This window comes from Sphingomonas sp. 66-10, from assembly GCF_001897045.1.
In the GTDB taxonomy this organism is placed as follows: Bacteria; Pseudomonadota; Alphaproteobacteria; order Sphingomonadales; family Sphingomonadaceae; genus Sphingomonas; species Sphingomonas lycopersici.
Map to the genome: position 1 here is coordinate 200,411 of NZ_MKRR01000133.1, position 18,749 is coordinate 219,159.

Consider the following 18,749-nt stretch of genomic DNA (forward strand, 5'->3'; position numbering starts at 1 on the left):
GGGCGTCGCCAATCCGACCCAGCTCGCGGAGAAAGTTCCCAACGTCTCGATCGTCCGGAACAACGGCCTGCAGATCACGATCCGCGGCGTGACCAGCACCGACGGCACCGAGAAAGGCGATCCCTCGGCCGCATTCCTTGTCAACGGGGTCTATGTCGCACGACCGCAGGCGCAGGAGGTCAGCTTCTTCGACCTCGAGCGGGTCGAGGTGCTGCGCGGGCCGCAGGGCACGCTTTACGGCCGCAATACCACCGCCGGCCTGATCAACCTGATCAGCGCGCGTCCGAAATTCGATCTCGGCGCACAGGTCGACGCAAGCTACGAAAGCTACAACCACTATAATGTGACCGCCGTCGTCAACGCGCCGGTGGTGACCGACGTGCTCGCGGTCCGGCTTGCCGGCAATTTCGATCGCTATGATTCTTATGTGAAGAACACGTCCGGCGACGGCTTCTCGCTCGATCCCTATAAGGACAATAAATCGGCGCGATTGTCGGTGCTGTTCAAGCCGACCAGCGACATCAGCCTGTTGCTGGTCGGCGATTACAGCAAGCTCAAGGGCACGCGCATCGGATCGGTGCCCACCACCAATTTCTTCACCGGCGCCGCGCCGCTGATCGACGTCAATGCGACGCGGCCGGCGCAGGCGATCTACAACACCCGCGGCGCAAGCAGCGACCAGCTACGCAGCAGCAACACCCCGCAATTGTGGTCCCCTTATGTCGATAACACCGACAAGGGGGTCATGGGCGAACTCAACATCGGCATGGGGCCGTTCACGCTCACTTATTTGGGCTCGTATCGCGAAAGCGAACGCCACGAACATGCGACGGGGCTCGGCGGGCTGAACCGCAGCACCTTCGACGGCAATTACTGGCAGACCTCGCACGAGGTGAGGCTCGCATATGATCACGGCCCGCTCAAGGTCCAGGCCGGCGGTTATTATTTCAAGGAAGAATCAGGCATCTATTTCTTCCTGCTCAACCCGCAGGATCTTGGGCTGCCGCCCTTCGCCACGCGCTTCGGATTTCCGCAGGATCCGACGATCGCGAGCAACAAATCGGCGTTCGGCCAGGCGAGCTATGAGTTGCTGCCCAAGCTGCGGCTCACCGCCGGGGTGCGCTATTCGAGCGACGACAAATCGCGGGTCGGCGCGACGGTGTTCGACACCGATCCGGCGCTGGGCATCCCCGGCAACCGCGTGACGCTGCAGATCAACAATGCCTCGCGCAGCTTTTCCAAGACGACGTGGCGCGGCGGGATCGATTACGATTCCCCGATCGGGCTGTTCTACGCGAGCGTTTCGACGGGCTATAAGGCGGGCGGCTTCAACGACGGCTGCCTCGCCGGCCCCGGCGCGCTGCCGCAATGCGTCTATAGCGTGAAGGAACTCTATTATGAGCCCGAAACGCTGACCGCCTATGAAGCGGGCGTCAAGCTCCACACCGCGGACAATTCGCTCCGCCTCAACGCCTCGGTCTTCCATTACGATTACAAGGGGCTGCAATTGTCGCAGGTCGGCAATTTCGGCGGCTGCGGGCTGTGCCAGCTGACCACCAATGCCGCGAAGGCGAAGATCGACGGGGTCGAGCTCGAAGCCTATCTCCGGCCGACGAGTGCGCTGCAGGTGGAAATGGGGTTCAACTGGCTCGATGCGCGCTACGCGCAATTCAATCCGGGCCGCGTCGGCCCCAACGGCCCGGTTTCGCTCGACTTCGACGGGCATGCGCTCAACCGCAGCCCGCGCGTCTCGGGGCGTGTCGGCGCAACCTATACGATCGATCTGGGCAGCGCCGGCTCGCTGGTCGCCAATGCGATGCTCAATTACAGCAGCAAATATTATCTCACCGATCTCGCCAGCCTGATCGACTATATCCAGCCGGCCTTTACCAAGACCGATCTTTCGATCACCTACAAGGCGGCGAACGATAAATTCTACATCGGAGCCTATGTCCTCAATCTCGAGAATAATGTCGTGCTGACGACGGCGACCTTCGGCAGTTTCAACAAGCCCAACACGCCCATTTTCGGCCGGGACGGTACGGTCAACTTCCAGGATCCGCGTCGCTTCGGCGTCCGTGCCGGCATCAAATTCTGATGCCGGCGCGCCGATCCGATCAACTGACGGAGCGAGGAGGCCGGCCCGGCGGCCGGTCTCCCCTCTCCTGCCATCGCATTGCCGAATTACGAACCGGGAGAAGAAGATGCGTTTGATCCTGATGGCCTCCGCCACGTCGCTGGCGATGCTGCCCAGTGCGGTCACCGCGGGCACGACCGATAATGTCGCGGCGGCCGAGGCGCGCGCCGCGGCGACCGTGCGGCAGATGACCCCCGAAGAGAAAACCGTGCTGACCCACGGCATCATGCCGCTGCCGCTCTCGCCGAACGCGCCGCGGCCGCCCGCCGATGCGATCCCGGGCGCGGGCTATATCGCCGGGATCGAACGCCTCGGCGTTCCGGCGCTCAAGGAGACCGACGCCAGCCTCGGCGTCTCCTATGTCATGGGCATCCGCCACGACGGGGCGACCGCGCTTCCCTCCGGGCTGGCGATGGCGGCGAGCTGGAACCCCGATCTCCTCCGCCAGGGGGGCGCGGCGATCGGCGCGGAGGCGCGGGCCAAGGGCTTCAACGTGCTGCTCGCCGGCGGCGCCAATCTGACGCGCGATCCGCGCAACGGGCGCACGTTCGAATATCTCTCCGAAGATCCGTTGCTGACGGGCGAACTGGTCGGCGCGGCGATCACCGGTATCCAATCGAACAACATCATCTCGACGATCAAGCATTTCGCGCTCAACGGGCAGGAGACCGGGCGCAAGTTCATCGACGTCAAGATATCCGATGCGGCGGCGCGCGAGAGCGATCTCCTCGCCTTCCAGATCGGCATCGAGCGCGGCAACCCCTTGTCGGTGATGTGCTCGTACAATCGCATCCACGGCAGCCAGGGCTGCGACAGCGACTATCTGCTCAACAAGGTGCTGAAGCAGGATTGGCGCTACAAGGGCTTCGTGATGTCCGATTGGGGCGCGGTGCCGGGCCTCGACGCCGCGCTCCACGGGCTCGACCAGCAATCGGGCGAGCAGCTCGATCCCGCGGTGTTCTTCGCCAGAACGCTGGGCGATGCCGCCGCGAAGGACCCGCGCTATGCCGCGCGGCTCGACGATATGAACAAGCGCGTGCTCACCGCCATCTATGCCGCGGGGCTCGACAAGAATCCGGCGAAGCCGGGCGGCGCGATCGATTTCGCCGCGCACGCCAAGGTGGCGGAAGATACCGCCAAGCAGGGCATCGTGCTGCTGCGCAACGAGGGGAATGTCCTGCCGCTCGCCAAGACCGCGAAGCGGATCGCAGTGATCGGCGGCTATGCGACGCAGGGCGTGCTGTCGGGCGGCGGCTCGAGCCAGGTGCAGGGTGAAGGCGGACCGGTCGTCACCGTCGCGATCGGCGCGGAGGGGCCGTTCGCCGCATTGATGCAGCAAAACTATCACCGCTCGTCGCCGGTCAAGGCGATCCGCGCAATGGCGCCGGGCGCCGAGGTGGTGTGGCGGATGGGGGATTATGTCGCCGATGCCGTCAACCAGGCGAAGAAGGCCGATGTCGTCATCGTGTTCGCGACCAAATGGTCGACCGAGGGGCTCGACCAGGCCGATTTCTCGCTCCCCCACGGGCAGGATGCGCTGATCGAGGCGGTGGCGGCCGCCAACCCGCGCACGATCGTCGTGCTCGAAACCGGCAATCCGGTCGACATGCCGTGGCTCGACAAGACCGCGGCGGTGCTCGAAGCCTGGTATCCGGGCGCGCGCGGCGGCGAGGCGATCGCCTCGGTACTGTTCGGCGAGACCAATCCGTCGGGCCGGCTGCCGATCACTTTCCCGAAAAACGCCGGCCAGCTCCCGCGCCCGATCCTCGATGGCTATGCCGAGCTGGAGCCCAATTTCGCCGGCGAGGCCCCGAGCAAGGATGCGCGGCTGACCGCCGATTACGACATCGAAGGCTCCGACGTCGGCTATCGCTGGTTCGCCCGCAAGGGGGAGAAGGCGCTGTTCCCGTTCGGCTACGGGCTCTCCTACACCAGCTTCACCGCGGGCGGGCTCAAGACCGACGGCAGGACCGCGACCTTCACGCTGGGCAACACCGGCGGCCGCGCCGGCGCGACGGTGGGCCAGCTCTACCTCGTCTCGCGAGCGGGCAACCCCAAACAGCGGCTGGTCGGCTTCAAACGCGTCGAACTCGCACCCGGCGCGTCGCAGAAGGTCAGTGTGACGATCGACCCGCGGCTGCTCGCCGACTGGGATAACGGCGGCTGGAAGATCCCGGCGGGCGATTATGCCTTCGCGCTGGGATCGGACGCCGAGCATCTGGGGCCGGCGGTCACCGTGCGGATCGCCGCTCGTAGCTGGAAGGATTGACGATGCGAAAGCTGATCGCGCTCGCGGGCCTCGCCGCACTCGCCGGCGCTGCTCCTGCCGCCGCCCAGACGGTCCAGACGCTGTCGGGCCCGGTCAAGGGCACCACCAGCGGCGACGTCACCGTCTTCAGGGGCATCCCTTATGCCGCACCGCCGGTCGGGGCGAACAGGTGGCGCGCGCCACAGCCGGTCACCGCCTGGAAGGCGGTGCGCGACGCCGGCGCCTTCGCGCCCGATTGCGCGCAGGCCCCCTTCCCGCCCGATGCCGCCCCGATCGCAACCCAGCCTTCGGAGAATTGCCTCTATCTCAACGTCTGGCAGCCCAGCGGCACGAAGGCCGGGGCCAAGCTGCCGGTCATGGTGTGGGTCCACGGCGGCGGGTTCGTCAACGGCGGCAGCTCGCCCGCGGTCTATGCAGGGGACGCCTTCGCCCGCGACGGGATCGTCTTCGTCAGCCTCAACTACCGGCTCGGGCGTTTCGGCTTCTTCGCCCACCCGGCGCTCGAGAAAGAGGGCTACGGCGGCAATTTCGGCTTCCTCGATCAGATCGCCGCACTGAAATGGGTCCAGGCGAATATCGCCAAGTTCGGCGGCGATCCGGCGCAGGTTACCGTGGTCGGCGAAAGCGCGGGCGGCATGTCGATGCACATGCTGCTGCAATCGCCGCTGGCGCGCGGGCTGTTTGCCCGCGCGATCGTCGAATCCGGCGGCGGACGCGATGCCTTGCCGCAGCCGACCCTCGCCGAGGCGGCGAAGGCCGGAGAAGCCTTCGCGCCGAACCTCACCGCCGATCAGCTCCGCGCGCTGCCGGCGGAGAAGATCACCGGCGATCTTTCGATGATGACGATGCGGCAGCCCGGCTATTCGGGGCCGATGATCGACGGCCGGACGATCACCGGGTCGCCGGTCGCCGCCGCGACCGCAGGTCGTTATGCGCAAGTGCCGGTGATGATCGGCGCGAACTCGGCCGACGGCTTTCCCTTCGTGACCGACAAGGACAAGATATTCGCCGCGTTCGGCGCGGACGCCGACGAAGCACGCCGACTTTACGATCCCGAGGGCAAGGCCACCGGGCTCGCGCTCGGCACCGCGACCAGCGCCGATGCGATGATGATCGAGCCGGCACGCGCGGTCGCCCGCACGCTCGCCGCGCGCCAGCCGGTCTATCTCTATCGCTTCGCTTATGCCGTTCCGCCCGTCGCCGCGGCGATGGGGGGCGCCCCGCATGCGAGCGAGATCCCCTATGCGTTCGACACGGTCGCCGCGCGGCGCGATCCGAAGATGATCCCCGCCGAGGCCCCGGTGGCAGCACTGACGCACCGTTACTGGGTCAATTTCGTCAAGACCGGCCGCCCCGACGGCGCAGGGGGCGTCCCGCTTTGGCCGAAGGCGGTAGCGGGCGACGACACCGTCCAGATCATCGACGGCGCGGGCGCGCGGCACGGCGACGATCCCTATAAGGCCCGGCTCGATTTCACCGAACGGCGCGCCACGGCCCGGCATTGATGATCCGGCGCGGCGGCAGGAACATACCGACCCGCCGCCGCGCCGGATGTGACAAAGACAGACCGGTTGGATATCCCGAACCTGCGGCCGGCGCCATCAGCCGCCCGCATCGTTCGAACCGGATCACGCTGGCGACAGGCATGTGCGATCACCGGCACGCGCCGTAATGGAGAATTGAGTGCCGACCATCCGCGATGTGGCGCAACACGCCGGCGTATCGATGAAATCGGTATCGCGCGTGCTCAACGGGGAGGCGCACGTCCGACCCCAGTTGCGCGATCGCGTGATGGCCGCGGTGGAGGCGCTGGATTTCCGGCCCAATCTGGCGGCGCGCCAGCTTGCCGGGCACAAATCGTTCATCATCGCCTATCCGTTCAACAACCCCAGCGCCGCTTATATCACCGAGATCCTGATGGGTGCGGCGCGCACCTGCCGCGACCACGGCTATCACCTCGTTTCCGAGCCGGTCGAGCTCGACGATCAGATGCTGCCGGTGATCGAGCGTCTCATCACCACGCTCCGCCCCGACGGGATGATCCTGACCCCGCCGCTGTGCGACATGCCGGCGGTGGTCGAGCATGTCGCGCGCTTCAAAGTGCCGCTGGTCCGCATCGCGGGCGGGCTCGATCTCTACGGCGAATCGATCGTCATCGACGATCGCACGATCTCACGCGCGATGGTCGCGCATCTGATGGAAAAGGGGCACCGCCGGATCGGCTTCGTCCTCCCGCATCCCGAGCACGCGCTCGCCCAGCGACGCTTTCGCGGCTATCTCGACGGGCTGGCGGAAGCGGGGATCGAGCCCGAGCCGGCGCTGATCCAGCCGGGGCGGTTCGATCTCGAATCCGGCGCGCAGGCGGCGGCGGCGTTGCTCGATCTGCCGCTGCCCCCCACCGCGATCTTCGCCAGCAACGACGAAATGGCGCTCGGCGCGCTGCGGGTCGCGCATAGCCGCGGGCTTTCGGTGCCCGACGATCTCGCAATCGCCGGCTTCGACGATTCCCCCGCGAGCCGCCTCGCCTATCCCGCGCTGACGACGGTACGGCAGCCGACCCAGCTTCTCGGCGCCGCCGCCGCGACGATCCTGCTTGGCGGCGCGCTCGATCCGGCGGCGATCAAGCACGAATTGCTGATCCGCGGTTCGACGGCGAAGCTCGCCGGCTGACCCTCATGTCGCACGACCAGACGCCAGCCCTGGAACAGCGCGCGCCCCGCCCCGCGCGGCGCGCCGGAGAAAAGTCATGAACCGATCCGCTCCCGCCGGCGGCGCCTTCGCGGCGGTGACGGCATTGTTTTTCGGCTGGGGTTTCATCACCTCGCTGGTCGACCCGCTCGTCGCGGCGGTGAAGAACATCTTCAGCCTCAGCAACGTCGAGGCGCAGCTCAGCGCCTTCGCCTTCTTCATCGCTTATGCGCTCGCCTCGCTGCCCGCGAGCATGCTGGTCGCGCGGCTCCGGCACGTGCGCGGCATCGTCGTGGCGCTGGCGCTGATGGCGGCGGGCTGCGTCATCATCCTGCTGGCGAGCAATGCCGCGCTTTATGCGGGCGTGCTGCTCGGGCTGTTCGTCATCGCGAGCGGCATCACGATTCTGCAGGTGGCGGCGAACCCGCTCGCCTCGGCGCTGGGGCCGCCCGCACGGCGCCATTTCCGGCTTACCTTCGCGCAGGGCTTCAACTCGCTGGGCACCGTGCTCGGCCCGCTGGTCGGCGCGAGCCTGTTGCTGCGCGGGCTGGATACCAAGCCCGGCGAGATCCTGAGCGACGCCGCGCGCCACGCCGCATTGTCGTCGATCGACACCGCCTTCCTTCTCATCGCGGGGCTGATCGTGCTGCTCGGCGTTTTCATCTGGGCGATGCGCCGTCGGATCGAGGCCGCTGCGCCCCCGCTTGCCGCCGGCGCATCGATCGGCGCCGCGCTGTCGGCGCGCTGGGCGGTGCTCGGCGCGCTCGCGATCTTCCTCTATGTCGGCGCCGAGGTATCGATCGGCACGCAGATGGCGTTGTTCCTCCACGCCCCCGACGTGTGGAACATCCCGCTCCAGCAGGCGGGCTATTTCGTCAGCCTCTACTGGCTCGGCGCGATGATCGGCCGCTTCATCGGATCGGGGCTGATGATCTCCTTCCCCGCGCACCGGCTGCTCGCCGGCGCGATGGCGGCGGCGGCGGCATTGTGCCTTATCGTGTTCCTCGTCGGCGGCGGGATCGGCGGCTATGCCGCGCTCGCGGTCGGGCTGTGCAATTCGATCGCCTTTCCGACGATCTTCACGCTCACGCTCGAACGATCGACCGCGAGCGAGGAGGCGACCTCGGGGCTGTTGTGCACCGCCATCGTCGGCGGCGCGGTGTTGCCGCTTGCGGCCGGTGCGATTTCCGATGCCTTCGGTTACCACCATTCCTTCATCCTGCCGGCCGCCTGCTACCTCGCCTTGTGCCTGTTCGCGGTTGCCGCAGGGCGCGCGGCCATCCGGTCGGCTCGCATCGATGATGCCGGGGGCGTGACCCGCCACTGAGGGTCCGCCGCATCCGATGGCGGCCCAGCGGCACGATCCTGGCGGGCGAGCGTACAGACAAAATAAAGCAATAAAGCTTGCTCGTTTAAGACAACATTAAATTACAATTTAGCAATATTCAGAAATATGCAATGTATATATGTAAATTCAATCGCCTCGCCGGAGCAAAGGTCCACCGACGATCGATGAAACATATTTCGTAACGATGCATGTAATATGAGATTCAACCGTGGTCTGTTTTAGGTCCCCGATCAATTTAGCTTACCGCTTCGATACGGCCCAAGGCTGACACGGTGTACAGGATCTGGATTCCGGCCGCCGTCGCGCTGCTCGTTGCCGCCCCGGCGCATGCGCAGACCGAGCAAAACGGCCAGGCATGGTTTGCCGTCAACGCGGTCACGGCCTTGTCGGACAAGGTCGATGCGACGCTCGAACTGCATACCCGGGTCGACGACAGCCTGACGGGCCTGACCCAGCTTCTGGTGCGTCCGAGCGTCAGCTACAAGCTCAACCCCAATCTCGCGCTGACCGCGGGTTATCTCTTTTTTCGTCACGATCCCGAAGCCGGGCGGACGACCAACGAACATCGCGTCTGGGAACAGATCGGCTATACGATCCTATCCCGCCCCGATGGCTTGCGACTGACCGGTCGAACCCGCCTCGAACAGCGTTTCCGCGAAGGCGGCGAGACCGGCTGGCGCGTCCGCCAGCAGGTCCGGATCGAGGCGCCGCTGCATACCGCGAGCAAGGTCAATGCGGTCGTCTGGAACGAAACCTTTTTCGGGCTGAACGATACCGGCTGGGGGCCCCGGGCCGGCTTCGACCAGACCCGCACCTTCGTCGGGCTCAACCTTCCGCTGATCGATCGGGTCAGGCTGGAACCGGGCTATCTCAATCAACTGATCGCCCGGCCCGGGCCCAATATCATGAACCACGTTCTCGCGGTCAATTTCAACGTCAGGCTCTAGGCGCCACGAGGGCCGGCTTCCCGGCCAGTCCGTTAAACCAGTTAGCGATCGGCCCGACGAGGATCATTCCGGCCGCGAGGGCGTTGGCCTCGTCGAGGATCGCGATAGCATATCGCTGTCCGACCTTCTGTCCCAGCCAGCGAAGGAGAAGGCGATGCCGGACAGGAAGACGATCGAGAAAGCCCGCGAGGACGAACGCGAAGGCAAGTCGCCCGGGACGCAGGCCGGCGAATTCGTCCGCGCGGAAATCGACAAGATCCGCCACGGCGAACATGGCGTGCGCTCGACCAAACAGGCGATCGCCATCGGCCTGTCGGAAGCGCGCCGCGCGGGGGTTGATTTGCCGCCGCCCCGGAAGGGCACAGTCAAGGAAAGCACCCGCAAGAGCGCCGAATATGCCTATGAGGTCGGCCAGGGCGAACGTACCCCGAAGCGTCGCCCGAAAGTGTCGAAGGCGGTGACCGAGGTACTCGAGCACGAGCCGACATCAACCGCATCGCACGAGGCACTGTCGCGGCAGGCCAAACAGGCGGCAGCGCGCCGGACCCCGGCGGAGCGATCGGCCGCCGCGAAGAAAGCCGCCGAGACCAAGGGCGCGGCGGGGCGGAAAGCGGCGGCGCAGAAAGCGGCGAGAACGCGCGCGCATCGCGCCGGCCGCGACGGATCGGCGCGCTGATCCCGCGACCTTTTCGGCCCGCCGGACGTTGTGTTGCGCACCGCAGACACAAAAGGAGGTCCGGTGAGCCAGCCACCCGAGCCCCGCAAAGGCATGCCCTCGCCGCGCCTCGGGGCGACCGAGTTCAAACAGCGCTTCCGCGGCCAGTTCGTCGATCCGGCCTTCGACGCGCTGCAACCCGAGCTCGATCGCATCGCGGGCGCCGCCTGGGATGCCTATGCGCACCAGCGCAAGTCGCCGCGCACGCGCAAGGCGGGGCCGGGCTATGCCGATCCGGACTATGATCTCGCGATCGACTGGATCGAGGCCCGGGCGCGGATCGACGAGGCGCAGCGGGTTCATGACGATCCCGACGCGGTGCCGCGCATCCTGCTGATCAACGGCTCGTCACGCAGCGAACATAGCTGCCCCGGCGAGATGTCGAAGAGCTGGCGCCTCGTGGAGATCGCGCGCGCGATCTTCGAAGCGGATGGCCATGCCGTCGACCTCCTCGATCTTTCGCGGCTCGCCTCCGAATACGGGCGCCATATCCACCCGTGCAAGGCATGTTTCTCGACCGCCGCCGCGCTCTGCCATTGGCCCTGCTCCTGCTATCCGAACTATTCGCTCGGCGAGACGCAGGACTGGATGAACGACATCTACCCTTTGTGGGTCGCCGCGCAGGGGGTGATGATCGTCACGCCGGTCAATTGGTACATGTGCTCCTCGCCCCTGAAGCTGATGATCGACCGCCTCGTCTGCGCCGACGGCGGCAATCCCGATCCGACCAGCACCCACGGCAAGGACGCCAAAAAGGCCAAGGCGCTCGAGCTCGATGGCTGGCCCTATCCGCGCCATCTCGCGGGCCGGCTGTTCGGGGTGGTGGTGCACGGCGATGTCGAGGGCGCCGAGAATGTTCGCCGCTCGCTGTCCGACTGGATGCGCTTCATGCAGATGCAGCCGGCCGGGGTGAAGGCCGAGCTCGATCGCTATATCGGCTATTATGAGCCCTATGCCACCAGCCACGCCGCGCTCGACAGCGACGAGGCGATCCAGGAAGAGGTGCGCAACGCCGCGCGCACGTTAAGCGAGGCGTGCAAGGCGAAGGGCAAGGGACGATTCCTGCAAGCCGGCGCCACGCTCGATCAGCCGCGCGCGAAGTGACGCCACCGGTTCCCGGCGCGCGCGGCTCACCCGCGAAAGCGCGCCTCGGCGAGATCGAGTTCGCGGGTCAGCTTCTGGACGGTCGCGCTTCCCACCTCGCGCCGCCGCGCCAGTTCCGCCAGCGTCCGGCGCTCGGCGGCCACCCCCGCCAGAAGAAAGTCCCCGAACAACCGTTCCTGCATCCGAAGATCGTCCGAACGTCCGTCGCTCAGCCCTTCGATGCGCTCGCGATAGAAGTCCATCACCCGCGCCGCGGTCGAGGTGTAGAGATCGGCGTCACCGCTTTCTTCGGCCAGCATATGCTGCCGCTGCTCGATCGCGGCGATCGCCGCCTTCGCGGTCGCGATGCGCGTCACGTCCTCCTCCGCCTGCCGTGAGGGTTCGGGCGGCATGCGCAGGTCCCTGAGGAGGATCGGCAGCGCGACGCTCGCGAGGACGAGCGAGACGATGATCACCCCGGCGGCGAGAAAGATCGCGAGGTCGCGCGCCGGAAACGGCGAGCCGTCGTCCAGCGCCAGCGGCAACGTGAGCACACCCGCCAATGTGATCGCCCCGCGTACCCCCGCGAACGACATCGCCGCGATCAGCCGCCAGTTCGGGCTTTGCAGGCTCTCGCCGCGATTGCGCTTGCGCAGGATCGTCAGCCTCAGCGACATCCATACCCATAGCGAGCGCAACAGCGCCAGCCCGGCGACGATGGCGAGGACGTAGACCGCGAGCCACCACGGCGCGCTGTGCCCGGTGACCGCCACGGTCTGCCTCGCGCCGGCGAGAATGCCGGGGAGCTGCTCGCCGAGCAGCACGAAGATAATGCCGTTGAGCGAGAATTGGATCGTATCCCACACCGAGTTGCGCCGCATCCGCGTGACGGCGAGCGCCTGGCGCGAAATTTCCGCGAAGGTCATCGTCACCCCCGCGCCCACCGCCGCGAGGATGCCCGAGGCGTGGACCTGCTCGGCGAGCAGATAGGCGCCGAACGGGATCAGCAGGCTGACGAGGATCTGCGACCCGGTATCCTCGCCCCAGCGCCGCGTCACCCACGCCTTCGCCCGCGTGGCGGCGAGCGTCACCACCACCCCGATCGCGAGGCCGGCCCCGGCGACCCACAGGAAGTTGAGCGCCGCCGCCCCGACCGAAAAGGCGCCCGTCAGCGCCGCGGCGATCGCGAAACGCAGGCAGACGAGGCCCGACGCGTCGTTGAGCAGCGATTCGCCCTCGAGGATGTGCATCATCCGCTTCGGGATCGGCACCCGCGCGGCGATCGCCGACACCGCGATTGGATCGGTCGGCGAGACGACCGCCGCCAGCGCGAACGCCACCGCCAGCGGCATCGCCGGGATCATCCAGTGGATGAACAGCCCCATACCGATCACCGTCAGCAGCACGAGGCCCAGCGCAAGCTCCACGACGGTCGACACGTCCTTGAGTAATTCGTCCTTGGGGATGCGCCAGCCATCGAGGAACAGCAGCGGCGGCAGGAACAGCAGCAGGAACAGCTCGGGATCGAGCTCGACGCGATAGGAGGTGGAAAGCCCGATAACCGCACCGAGCATGATCTGGACCAGCGGGGTCGGCAGCGAGATCGGCAGCATCCTCGATATGGCACCGCTGACGACGACGGCGAGGAGAAGGAAGAGGACGACCGATACTGCTGCCAAAATCAATGCTCCGCGTGCTGGATGCGGGGTTACCTAGAACCTCACGATAGCAGGACAACCCCGCGACGCGTGCGGCAACATTTTGTTAAACGCGCCGGTCGGTGGCGGAAATGCCGCCGCTGCCGGGGCCGCGCGCGATCCCGGCGGCAGCGGCGGTTTCACCTGTTATCGGCCTGCCCGTTGAGCCAGCGCAGGCCCTGATAGGTGATCCGATAGGCCGCGCCCGATTTGCTCGCGATCAGGCGTTTGCGGCGGAGTGAATGGAAAATCGCCAGCGTACAATTGGAAAGCCGCCAGCCTTCCCTCGTGAAACAGTCGACGTTCGTAATATCCCGCGTAATTTCATCGCGGCGATGAACAATCCGACCACCTTGCGCAAGCGCGTGAAGCACGCGCTGCTCGGCCTTCGATACATTCATTGAAAACAAGTCCCGCCTTCGCCTGCCGCGCCAGTGCAACGATTGGGCGTTGCGCGCCGCAGGCAAATCAAACCGCGCGACGGAAGCGCATTCCATCGCGTGCTCGGGCGGCAATAGGGATCAGTCTATCCCGGGCCGCCTATTGGCGAGAGACAAGTTCAAACGAACACATAGAGGGTAGCGATAATATCGATCCGGCGCGACCGCAAGGACGCCGTTCGCGGGCTTGGGCGCTCAGCCGCTCGTCTCGCTGGCGGTGAACACCGCCAGTTGCGCGTCGAATGCGCGCCGATAGGCCGGCCGCGCCTCGCCGCGGGCGACATAAGCCGCGAGGTTCGGATAATGCGCCAACAGCCCCGATCGTTCGATCCGCCGCAGCACCGTGACCATCAGCAGGTCCCCCGCGCTGAACGCGCCCTCGAGCCAGTCGCCATCGCCGAGCGCGGCGGAAAGTTCGTCCAGCCGCGCGCGGACACGCGCCTCGAGCATCTGTTGGCGTTCCTCGTACCAGGATTTGTCCTGCTCGAAGAGCGTGGCCATGCCATATTCGACGATCGGCGGCTCGACCGTGTTGAGCGCGGCGAACATCCACGCGACCGCGCGGGCGCGCGCATCCGTATCGTCGGGCAACAGCCCCCCGTGCCGCTCGGCGATATGGAGCACGATCGCGCCCGATTCGAACAGCACGAGATCGCCGTTCCGATAGGTCGGGATCTGCCCGAACGGATGGTCCGCGAGATGCGCCGGGTCCTTCATCGCCGCAAACGACAGCAGGCGGACATCATAGGGCTGCCCGACTTCCTCGAACGCCCAGCGCACCCGCATATCGCGCGCAAGCCCCCGGCCGCGATCGGGCGAAGCGGCAAAGGCGGTGATCGTCGGCTTCATGCGGCGCTCCAGGCTTGAGGGGATGCGTAGCTCGTTGTTCGGGCACGGGTTTGCCACGGCTACGCTTCGCGATCCACCCTCGCGCGCAACGGGTCCCGCGATGCCGACGACGCCGCTATTCCGTCGCTTGCGCCAGCGGAATCGCCTCAATGACCTCACTCGCCGCGCCGAAAGCCTTGAGCAACGGCATCAGCCGGTCGCGCTTCTCCACTAGCACCCGCGCGATGCCCGGCGCCAGGCTTTCGCCGGTGCCGACATGGCCGAGCAGCCGCTCGATCTCGACATAAAGCGCCGCTTCCTTGGTCGGGTAGAGATGGCCCTTGCTGTCGACCCATGCCTGCACCGCCTTGATGGGCAGATCGGCCTCGTCATTGTTACGCATGCACACGCCCTTTCTTTCACCCCGCTATGCGTAACGAACGTAATCCTATCGCTTTCCCATTCGGTTACCGCGGCGTATTTTTGGCGGGAGAGCGCGACAAAATAGGCACAGCGGGCAATCGGCGCGCCGCCGCTCGACGCGTCAGACGCGATGCGGCCCGAAGAAGATTACCGCAGCGCCGGCGAGGCACAATGAAGCGCCGCCCAGATCCCAGCGGTCGGGCCGAACCCCCTCTGCCAGCCACAGCCAGAGCAGCGCCGCGGTGATGTAGATACCGCCATAGGCCGCATAGGCCCGCCCCGCATCCGCGGTATCGACGCGGGTCAGCAGATAGGCGAAGGCGACGAGCAACGCGCAGCCCGGAATGAGCCACAAGGGGGACCTCGCCATGCGCAGCCACGCCCAAAAGGCGAAGCACCCGGCGATCTCCGCCAGCGCCGCGCCGATATAGATGATCACCGATGGCATGCGCCGCCGGTAGCATCCCGGCGCGCTCGACGCATCCAAATTACCGGGCGGGCGTTGACACGGCGGCGCAACGAAGCGGGCTATTGATCTGGATGTACGACGAAGACCTGTGCGAAGTCTTTCCCGGCAATTCCGAAATGGCGCATATCATGCGCCGCCACGACTGGACGGCAACCTCGCTCGGCGATCCGCGCGGCTGGCCCGACGCGCTGAAAATCCCGCTGCGGATGCTGCTCACCTCGCGGTTCGAGATGTGGCTCGGCTGGGGCGACGACCTGCATTTCTTCTACAACGACGCCTATATCCCGACGCTCGGGATCAAGCATCCCGGGATGCTCGGCCGACCGTTTCGCGAGGTCTGGTCCGAGGTCTATGACGAGGTCGCCGATCAGGTCGATCGCGTCCGCGCCGGCGAAGCGACCTGGAACAAGGCGCTGTTGCTGCTGCTCGAACGCAGCGGTTATCCCGAGGAAACCTATCACAGTTTTTCCTACAGCCCGCTCCACACCGCCGATGGCGACGTCGGGGGGCTGTTGTGCATCGTCAGCGAGGAGACCGAGCGCGTCATCGGCGAACGGCGCCTCGAAACGATACGCCAGCTCGGCGCGGCGCTGGTCGGCGCGACCGACAGATCGGCGATCCACGATGCGGTGCGCTCGACCTTCGCGACCAATCGCCGCGATTTCCCGTTTGCCAGCCTACAGCTGACGGGCGACGCCGCGCATCCCGCGCCATCGTCGTTCGAAGCGGCGATCGCGCGCCTCTCGCGAGGGGACGGCGAAAACGGCCGGATCGTCGCGCTTCCCGCCGACATCGACTGGCCCACGGGCGATTGGGACCGACCCCCGCGCGCGGCGATCTCGATCGCGATCCCCGGGCCGGGCGAGAGTGCCGGCCGGCTCGTCCTCGGGCTGAGCCCCTATCGCAGCGAGGATGCCGGCATCCTCGACATCGCGCGGCTGATCGCCGCGCAGATCGGCGGCGCGCTCGCCAATGTCGCCGCGCTCCAGAGCGAGCGGCTCCGCGCCGACCGCATGTGGACCTTTTCGCGCGATCTGATGGTCGTCATCGACGGCGAGGGCGTGCTGCGCTCGGTCAGCCCGTCCTGGGCGCAGATGCTCGGGCATCCGCTCGATCAGGTGGTGGGGCATCATTTCAGCGCGTTCGTTCATCCCGACGATGCCGGTGCCAACGACGATGCGCTCGCCCGCGCCCGCGACGACGAACAGCTCACCAATTACGAAAGCCGCCTGCTGACCGCCGACGGCGGTTTCCGCTGGATCGAGTGGCATAGCTCGACCGAAAACGGCATGATCTTCGCCTATGGCCGCGACATCACCCAGCGCCGCCGTGCCGAAGAGGCGCTCAACGAAAGCCAGGCGCAGTTCCGCCATCTTGTTCAGGGCGTGACCGATTACGCGATCTACATGCTAGACCTCGACGGGCATGTTTCGAGCTGGAACGAGGGTGCGCGACGGATCAAGGGATACGAGCCCGACGAGATCATCGGCGAGCATTTCTCACGCTTCTATACCGAGGAGGATCGCGCCAACGGCGAACCGCAACGCGCGCTCGAAACCGCGCGTACCGAGGGACGCTTCCTCGCCGAAAGCTGGCGGGTCCGCAAGGACGGCGAGCGTTTCCGCGCCAGCGTGGTGATCGACGCGATTCGCGACGATGCGGGGGTGCCGATCGGCTTCGCCAAGATCACCCGCGACATCACCGAGCGCGAAAAGGCGCAACGCGAGCTGGAACAGGCACGGGAAGTGTTGTTCCAATCGCAGAAAATGGAGGCGATCGGGCAGCTCACCGGTGGTATTGCCCATGATTTCAATAATCTGCTGATGGCGGTCCTCAGCAGCCTCGATCTGTTGCGCAAGCGCGTTCCCGATGATCCGCTGAGCAAAAGGCTGCTCGACAATGCGATCGAGGGCGCGCAGCGCGGTGCGACGCTGACCCAGCGGATGCTCGCCTTTGCGCGCCGCCAGGATCTCAAGGTCGATCGGGTCAATCTGCCGCAGCTGCTCGCGGGGATGAGCGACCTCGTCCAGCGGTCGATCGGCCCGGAATGGCCGATTTCGACCAATTTCCCGCTTCGCCTGCCGTTCATTCGCGCCGACGCCAACCAGCTCGAAATGGCGCTGCTCAACCTGATCGTCAACGCGCGCGACGCGACCCCGGGCGGCGGGCCGATCCTGATTTCGGCGTCGAAGGAGGTGCTGGCCGACGATCCCGCGACCAAGCTGCCAGCGGGACATTATGTCCGGCTGGTCATCACCGATCGGGGGACCGGGATGGACGAGGAAACCGTGCGCCGCGCGGCCGAACCCTTTTTCACGACCAAGGGCGTGGGCAAGGGCACCGGGCTCGGGCTGGCGATGGTCCACGGCATGGCGCAACAGATCGGCGGGATGTTCGAGCTGTTGAGCCGCCCTGGCGAGGGGACGAGCGCGGTCATCTGGCTGCCGGTCGCGCAGGATGACACGGTGTCGGCCGCCGCCGAGCCGGTCGCGGAGCCCGAACCGCAAATCCCGCGGCTGAAGATCCTTGCGGTCGACGACGACGCGCTCGTCCTGATCAACACCGCCGCCCTGCTCGAGGATCTCGGGCATGACGTGATCGAGGCCGATTCCGCCGCCGAGGCGCTGGAGACGTTCCGCGCGCGCGACGATATCGACCTTATCGTGACCGATCAGGCGATGCCCAATATGACCGGCAGCGAATTGATCGCGGCGGTCGACGAAATCCGGCCCGGCACGCCGATCATCCTTGCCAGCGGCTATGGCGAGGATGTCGCGGCACGCAGCAGCGCGATCCGCCTCGGCAAGCCGTTCAACCAGTCGCAACTCGCGATCGCCATCGCCAAGGCGGTCGAGCGCGACGTCGCGACCAGCGCGTAACCACCGCAATGCACGAAGGTTGCGCGCGCCGGGCAGTCGCGCAATGTCCCCGCAATCTCCGTCGGGGACAATCGCACGAAAGGAAGATCGGCTATTGCGTATCCTGCTGCTGGAAGACGAGGCTGAGCTGGCGTCGGCGCTGCGCACGGTGCTGCGGCGATATGACGCGGTGGTCGATATCGTGGCGTGCCTCGCCGAGGCCGAAGAAGCGGCGGCGGGTGCTTCCTATGATGCGATCTTGCTCGATCGCCAATTGCCCGACGGCGACGGGCTTTCGCTCATTCCCTGGCTCCGCACCCGCGGGCTGGCCGCGCCGGTCATCGTGCTGACCGCGCGGCGCGAAATCGACGATCGCGTCGACGGGCTGGATGCCGGCGCGGACGATTATCTCTCCAAGCCATTTGCGATCGAGGAACTGCTCGCGCGGCTCAGGGCGGTGATGCGCCGGCCGTCGGACATGCGCGCCGACGTCGAGACCTTCGGCGAGCTTTCGTTCGATTTCAACGGCCCGGAGGCGCGCGTCGGCGGCGAAAGGCTGGAACTGACCCGCCGCGAATTGCTCGTGCTGCAGGTGCTGCTGCGACGGATCGGACGGACGGTGTCGCGCCAGGCGCTCGAAGATGCGGTCTATGGCTTCGACGACGAGATCCAGTCCAACACACTCGATGCGCATATCTCGCGGCTGCGCCGGAAGCTCGCCGCCGCCGGCGCCGGGCTGGAGGTGCATCCGGTCAGGGGAATCGGCTATCTGCTGAAGCAGGCATCGTGAGCGACACCCCCGCGTCGTTGCGCTGGAGCCTGACGTGGCGGCTGTCGGCGCTGCAGG

At 66.4% G+C, this 18,749-nt stretch carries 15 protein-coding genes; 10 read left to right on the forward strand and 5 right to left on the reverse strand.

The genetic code is table 11. The features are described 5' to 3' along the window. From BGN95_RS14895 to BGN95_RS14930, 8 genes are all read left to right on the forward strand, one after another. On the forward strand, positions 1-2,098 hold a 2,098-nt coding region (locus tag BGN95_RS14895; protein ID WP_286773134.1), incomplete at its 5' end, for a TonB-dependent receptor. Positions 2,099-2,204: 106 nt separating this feature from the next. After that, complete coding sequence (locus tag BGN95_RS14900; protein WP_286773135.1) at positions 2,205-4,406, forward strand: beta-glucosidase family protein; 2,202 nt, start codon at positions 2,205-2,207, stop codon at positions 4,404-4,406. Between the two features lie 2 nt (positions 4,407-4,408). Next, a complete protein-coding gene (locus BGN95_RS14905; protein ID WP_265312802.1) occupies positions 4,409-5,911 on the forward strand; it encodes a carboxylesterase/lipase family protein in 1,503 nt (500 codons plus the stop codon). Positions 5,912-6,089: 178 nt separating this feature from the next. Next, complete coding sequence (locus BGN95_RS14910; RefSeq protein ID WP_265312803.1) at positions 6,090-7,076, forward strand: LacI family DNA-binding transcriptional regulator; 987 nt, start codon at positions 6,090-6,092, stop codon at positions 7,074-7,076. A gap of 76 nt (positions 7,077-7,152) precedes the next feature. Beyond that, positions 7,153-8,421, forward strand: coding sequence for a glucose/galactose MFS transporter (gluP, locus tag BGN95_RS14915; RefSeq protein ID WP_286773136.1), 1,269 nt, complete (start codon positions 7,153-7,155; stop codon positions 8,419-8,421). 293 nt (positions 8,422-8,714) lie between these two features. Further along, the gene (locus tag BGN95_RS14920; RefSeq protein ID WP_286773137.1) at positions 8,715-9,389 is read left to right on the forward strand and encodes a DUF2490 domain-containing protein; all 675 of its coding nucleotides are present in this window, start codon (positions 8,715-8,717) and stop codon (positions 9,387-9,389) included. Positions 9,390-9,543: 154 nt separating this feature from the next. Next, positions 9,544-10,065, forward strand: coding sequence for a DUF6496 domain-containing protein (locus BGN95_RS14925; RefSeq protein ID WP_286773138.1), 522 nt, complete (start codon positions 9,544-9,546; stop codon positions 10,063-10,065). Between the two features lie 63 nt (positions 10,066-10,128). Continuing rightward, positions 10,129-11,208, forward strand: a complete 1,080-nt coding sequence (locus tag BGN95_RS14930; RefSeq protein WP_286773139.1) for a flavodoxin family protein — start codon at positions 10,129-10,131, stop codon at positions 11,206-11,208. Positions 11,209-11,234: 26 nt separating this feature from the next. On the opposite strand, the gene BGN95_RS14935 is transcribed toward BGN95_RS14930, so the two are convergent. The 5 genes from BGN95_RS14935 to BGN95_RS14955 all read right to left on the reverse strand — a co-directional run bounded on the left by BGN95_RS14935 (position 11,235) and on the right by BGN95_RS14955 (position 15,023). Continuing rightward, the gene (locus BGN95_RS14935) at positions 11,235-12,866 is read right to left on the reverse strand and encodes a Na+/H+ antiporter (RefSeq protein ID WP_286773140.1); all 1,632 of its coding nucleotides are present in this window, start codon (positions 12,864-12,866) and stop codon (positions 11,235-11,237) included. 158 nt (positions 12,867-13,024) lie between these two features. Next, complete coding sequence (locus tag BGN95_RS14940; RefSeq protein ID WP_286773141.1) at positions 13,025-13,381, reverse strand: YjhX family toxin; 357 nt, start codon at positions 13,379-13,381, stop codon at positions 13,025-13,027. Positions 13,382-13,519: 138 nt separating this feature from the next. Continuing rightward, a complete protein-coding gene (locus tag BGN95_RS14945; RefSeq protein WP_286773142.1) occupies positions 13,520-14,173 on the reverse strand; it encodes a glutathione S-transferase family protein in 654 nt (217 codons plus the stop codon). A gap of 115 nt (positions 14,174-14,288) precedes the next feature. After that, on the reverse strand, positions 14,289-14,555 hold the full coding sequence (locus BGN95_RS14950; protein ID WP_286773143.1) for a hypothetical protein: 267 nt from the start codon (positions 14,553-14,555) through the stop codon (positions 14,289-14,291). A gap of 141 nt (positions 14,556-14,696) precedes the next feature. Next, positions 14,697-15,023, reverse strand: coding sequence for a YnfA family protein (locus BGN95_RS14955; protein WP_286773144.1), 327 nt, complete (start codon positions 15,021-15,023; stop codon positions 14,697-14,699). A 92-nt stretch (positions 15,024-15,115) separates the two neighbouring features. Here BGN95_RS14955 and BGN95_RS14960 point away from each other — a divergent pair, with 92 nt between their 5' ends. Next, positions 15,116-17,923, forward strand: a complete 2,808-nt coding sequence (locus tag BGN95_RS14960) for a PAS domain-containing hybrid sensor histidine kinase/response regulator family protein (RefSeq protein ID WP_286773145.1) — start codon at positions 15,116-15,118, stop codon at positions 17,921-17,923. 94 nt (positions 17,924-18,017) lie between these two features. Continuing rightward, the gene (locus tag BGN95_RS14965) at positions 18,018-18,692 is read left to right on the forward strand and encodes a response regulator transcription factor (protein WP_265314609.1); all 675 of its coding nucleotides are present in this window, start codon (positions 18,018-18,020) and stop codon (positions 18,690-18,692) included. Positions 18,693-18,749 lie beyond the last annotated feature (57 nt).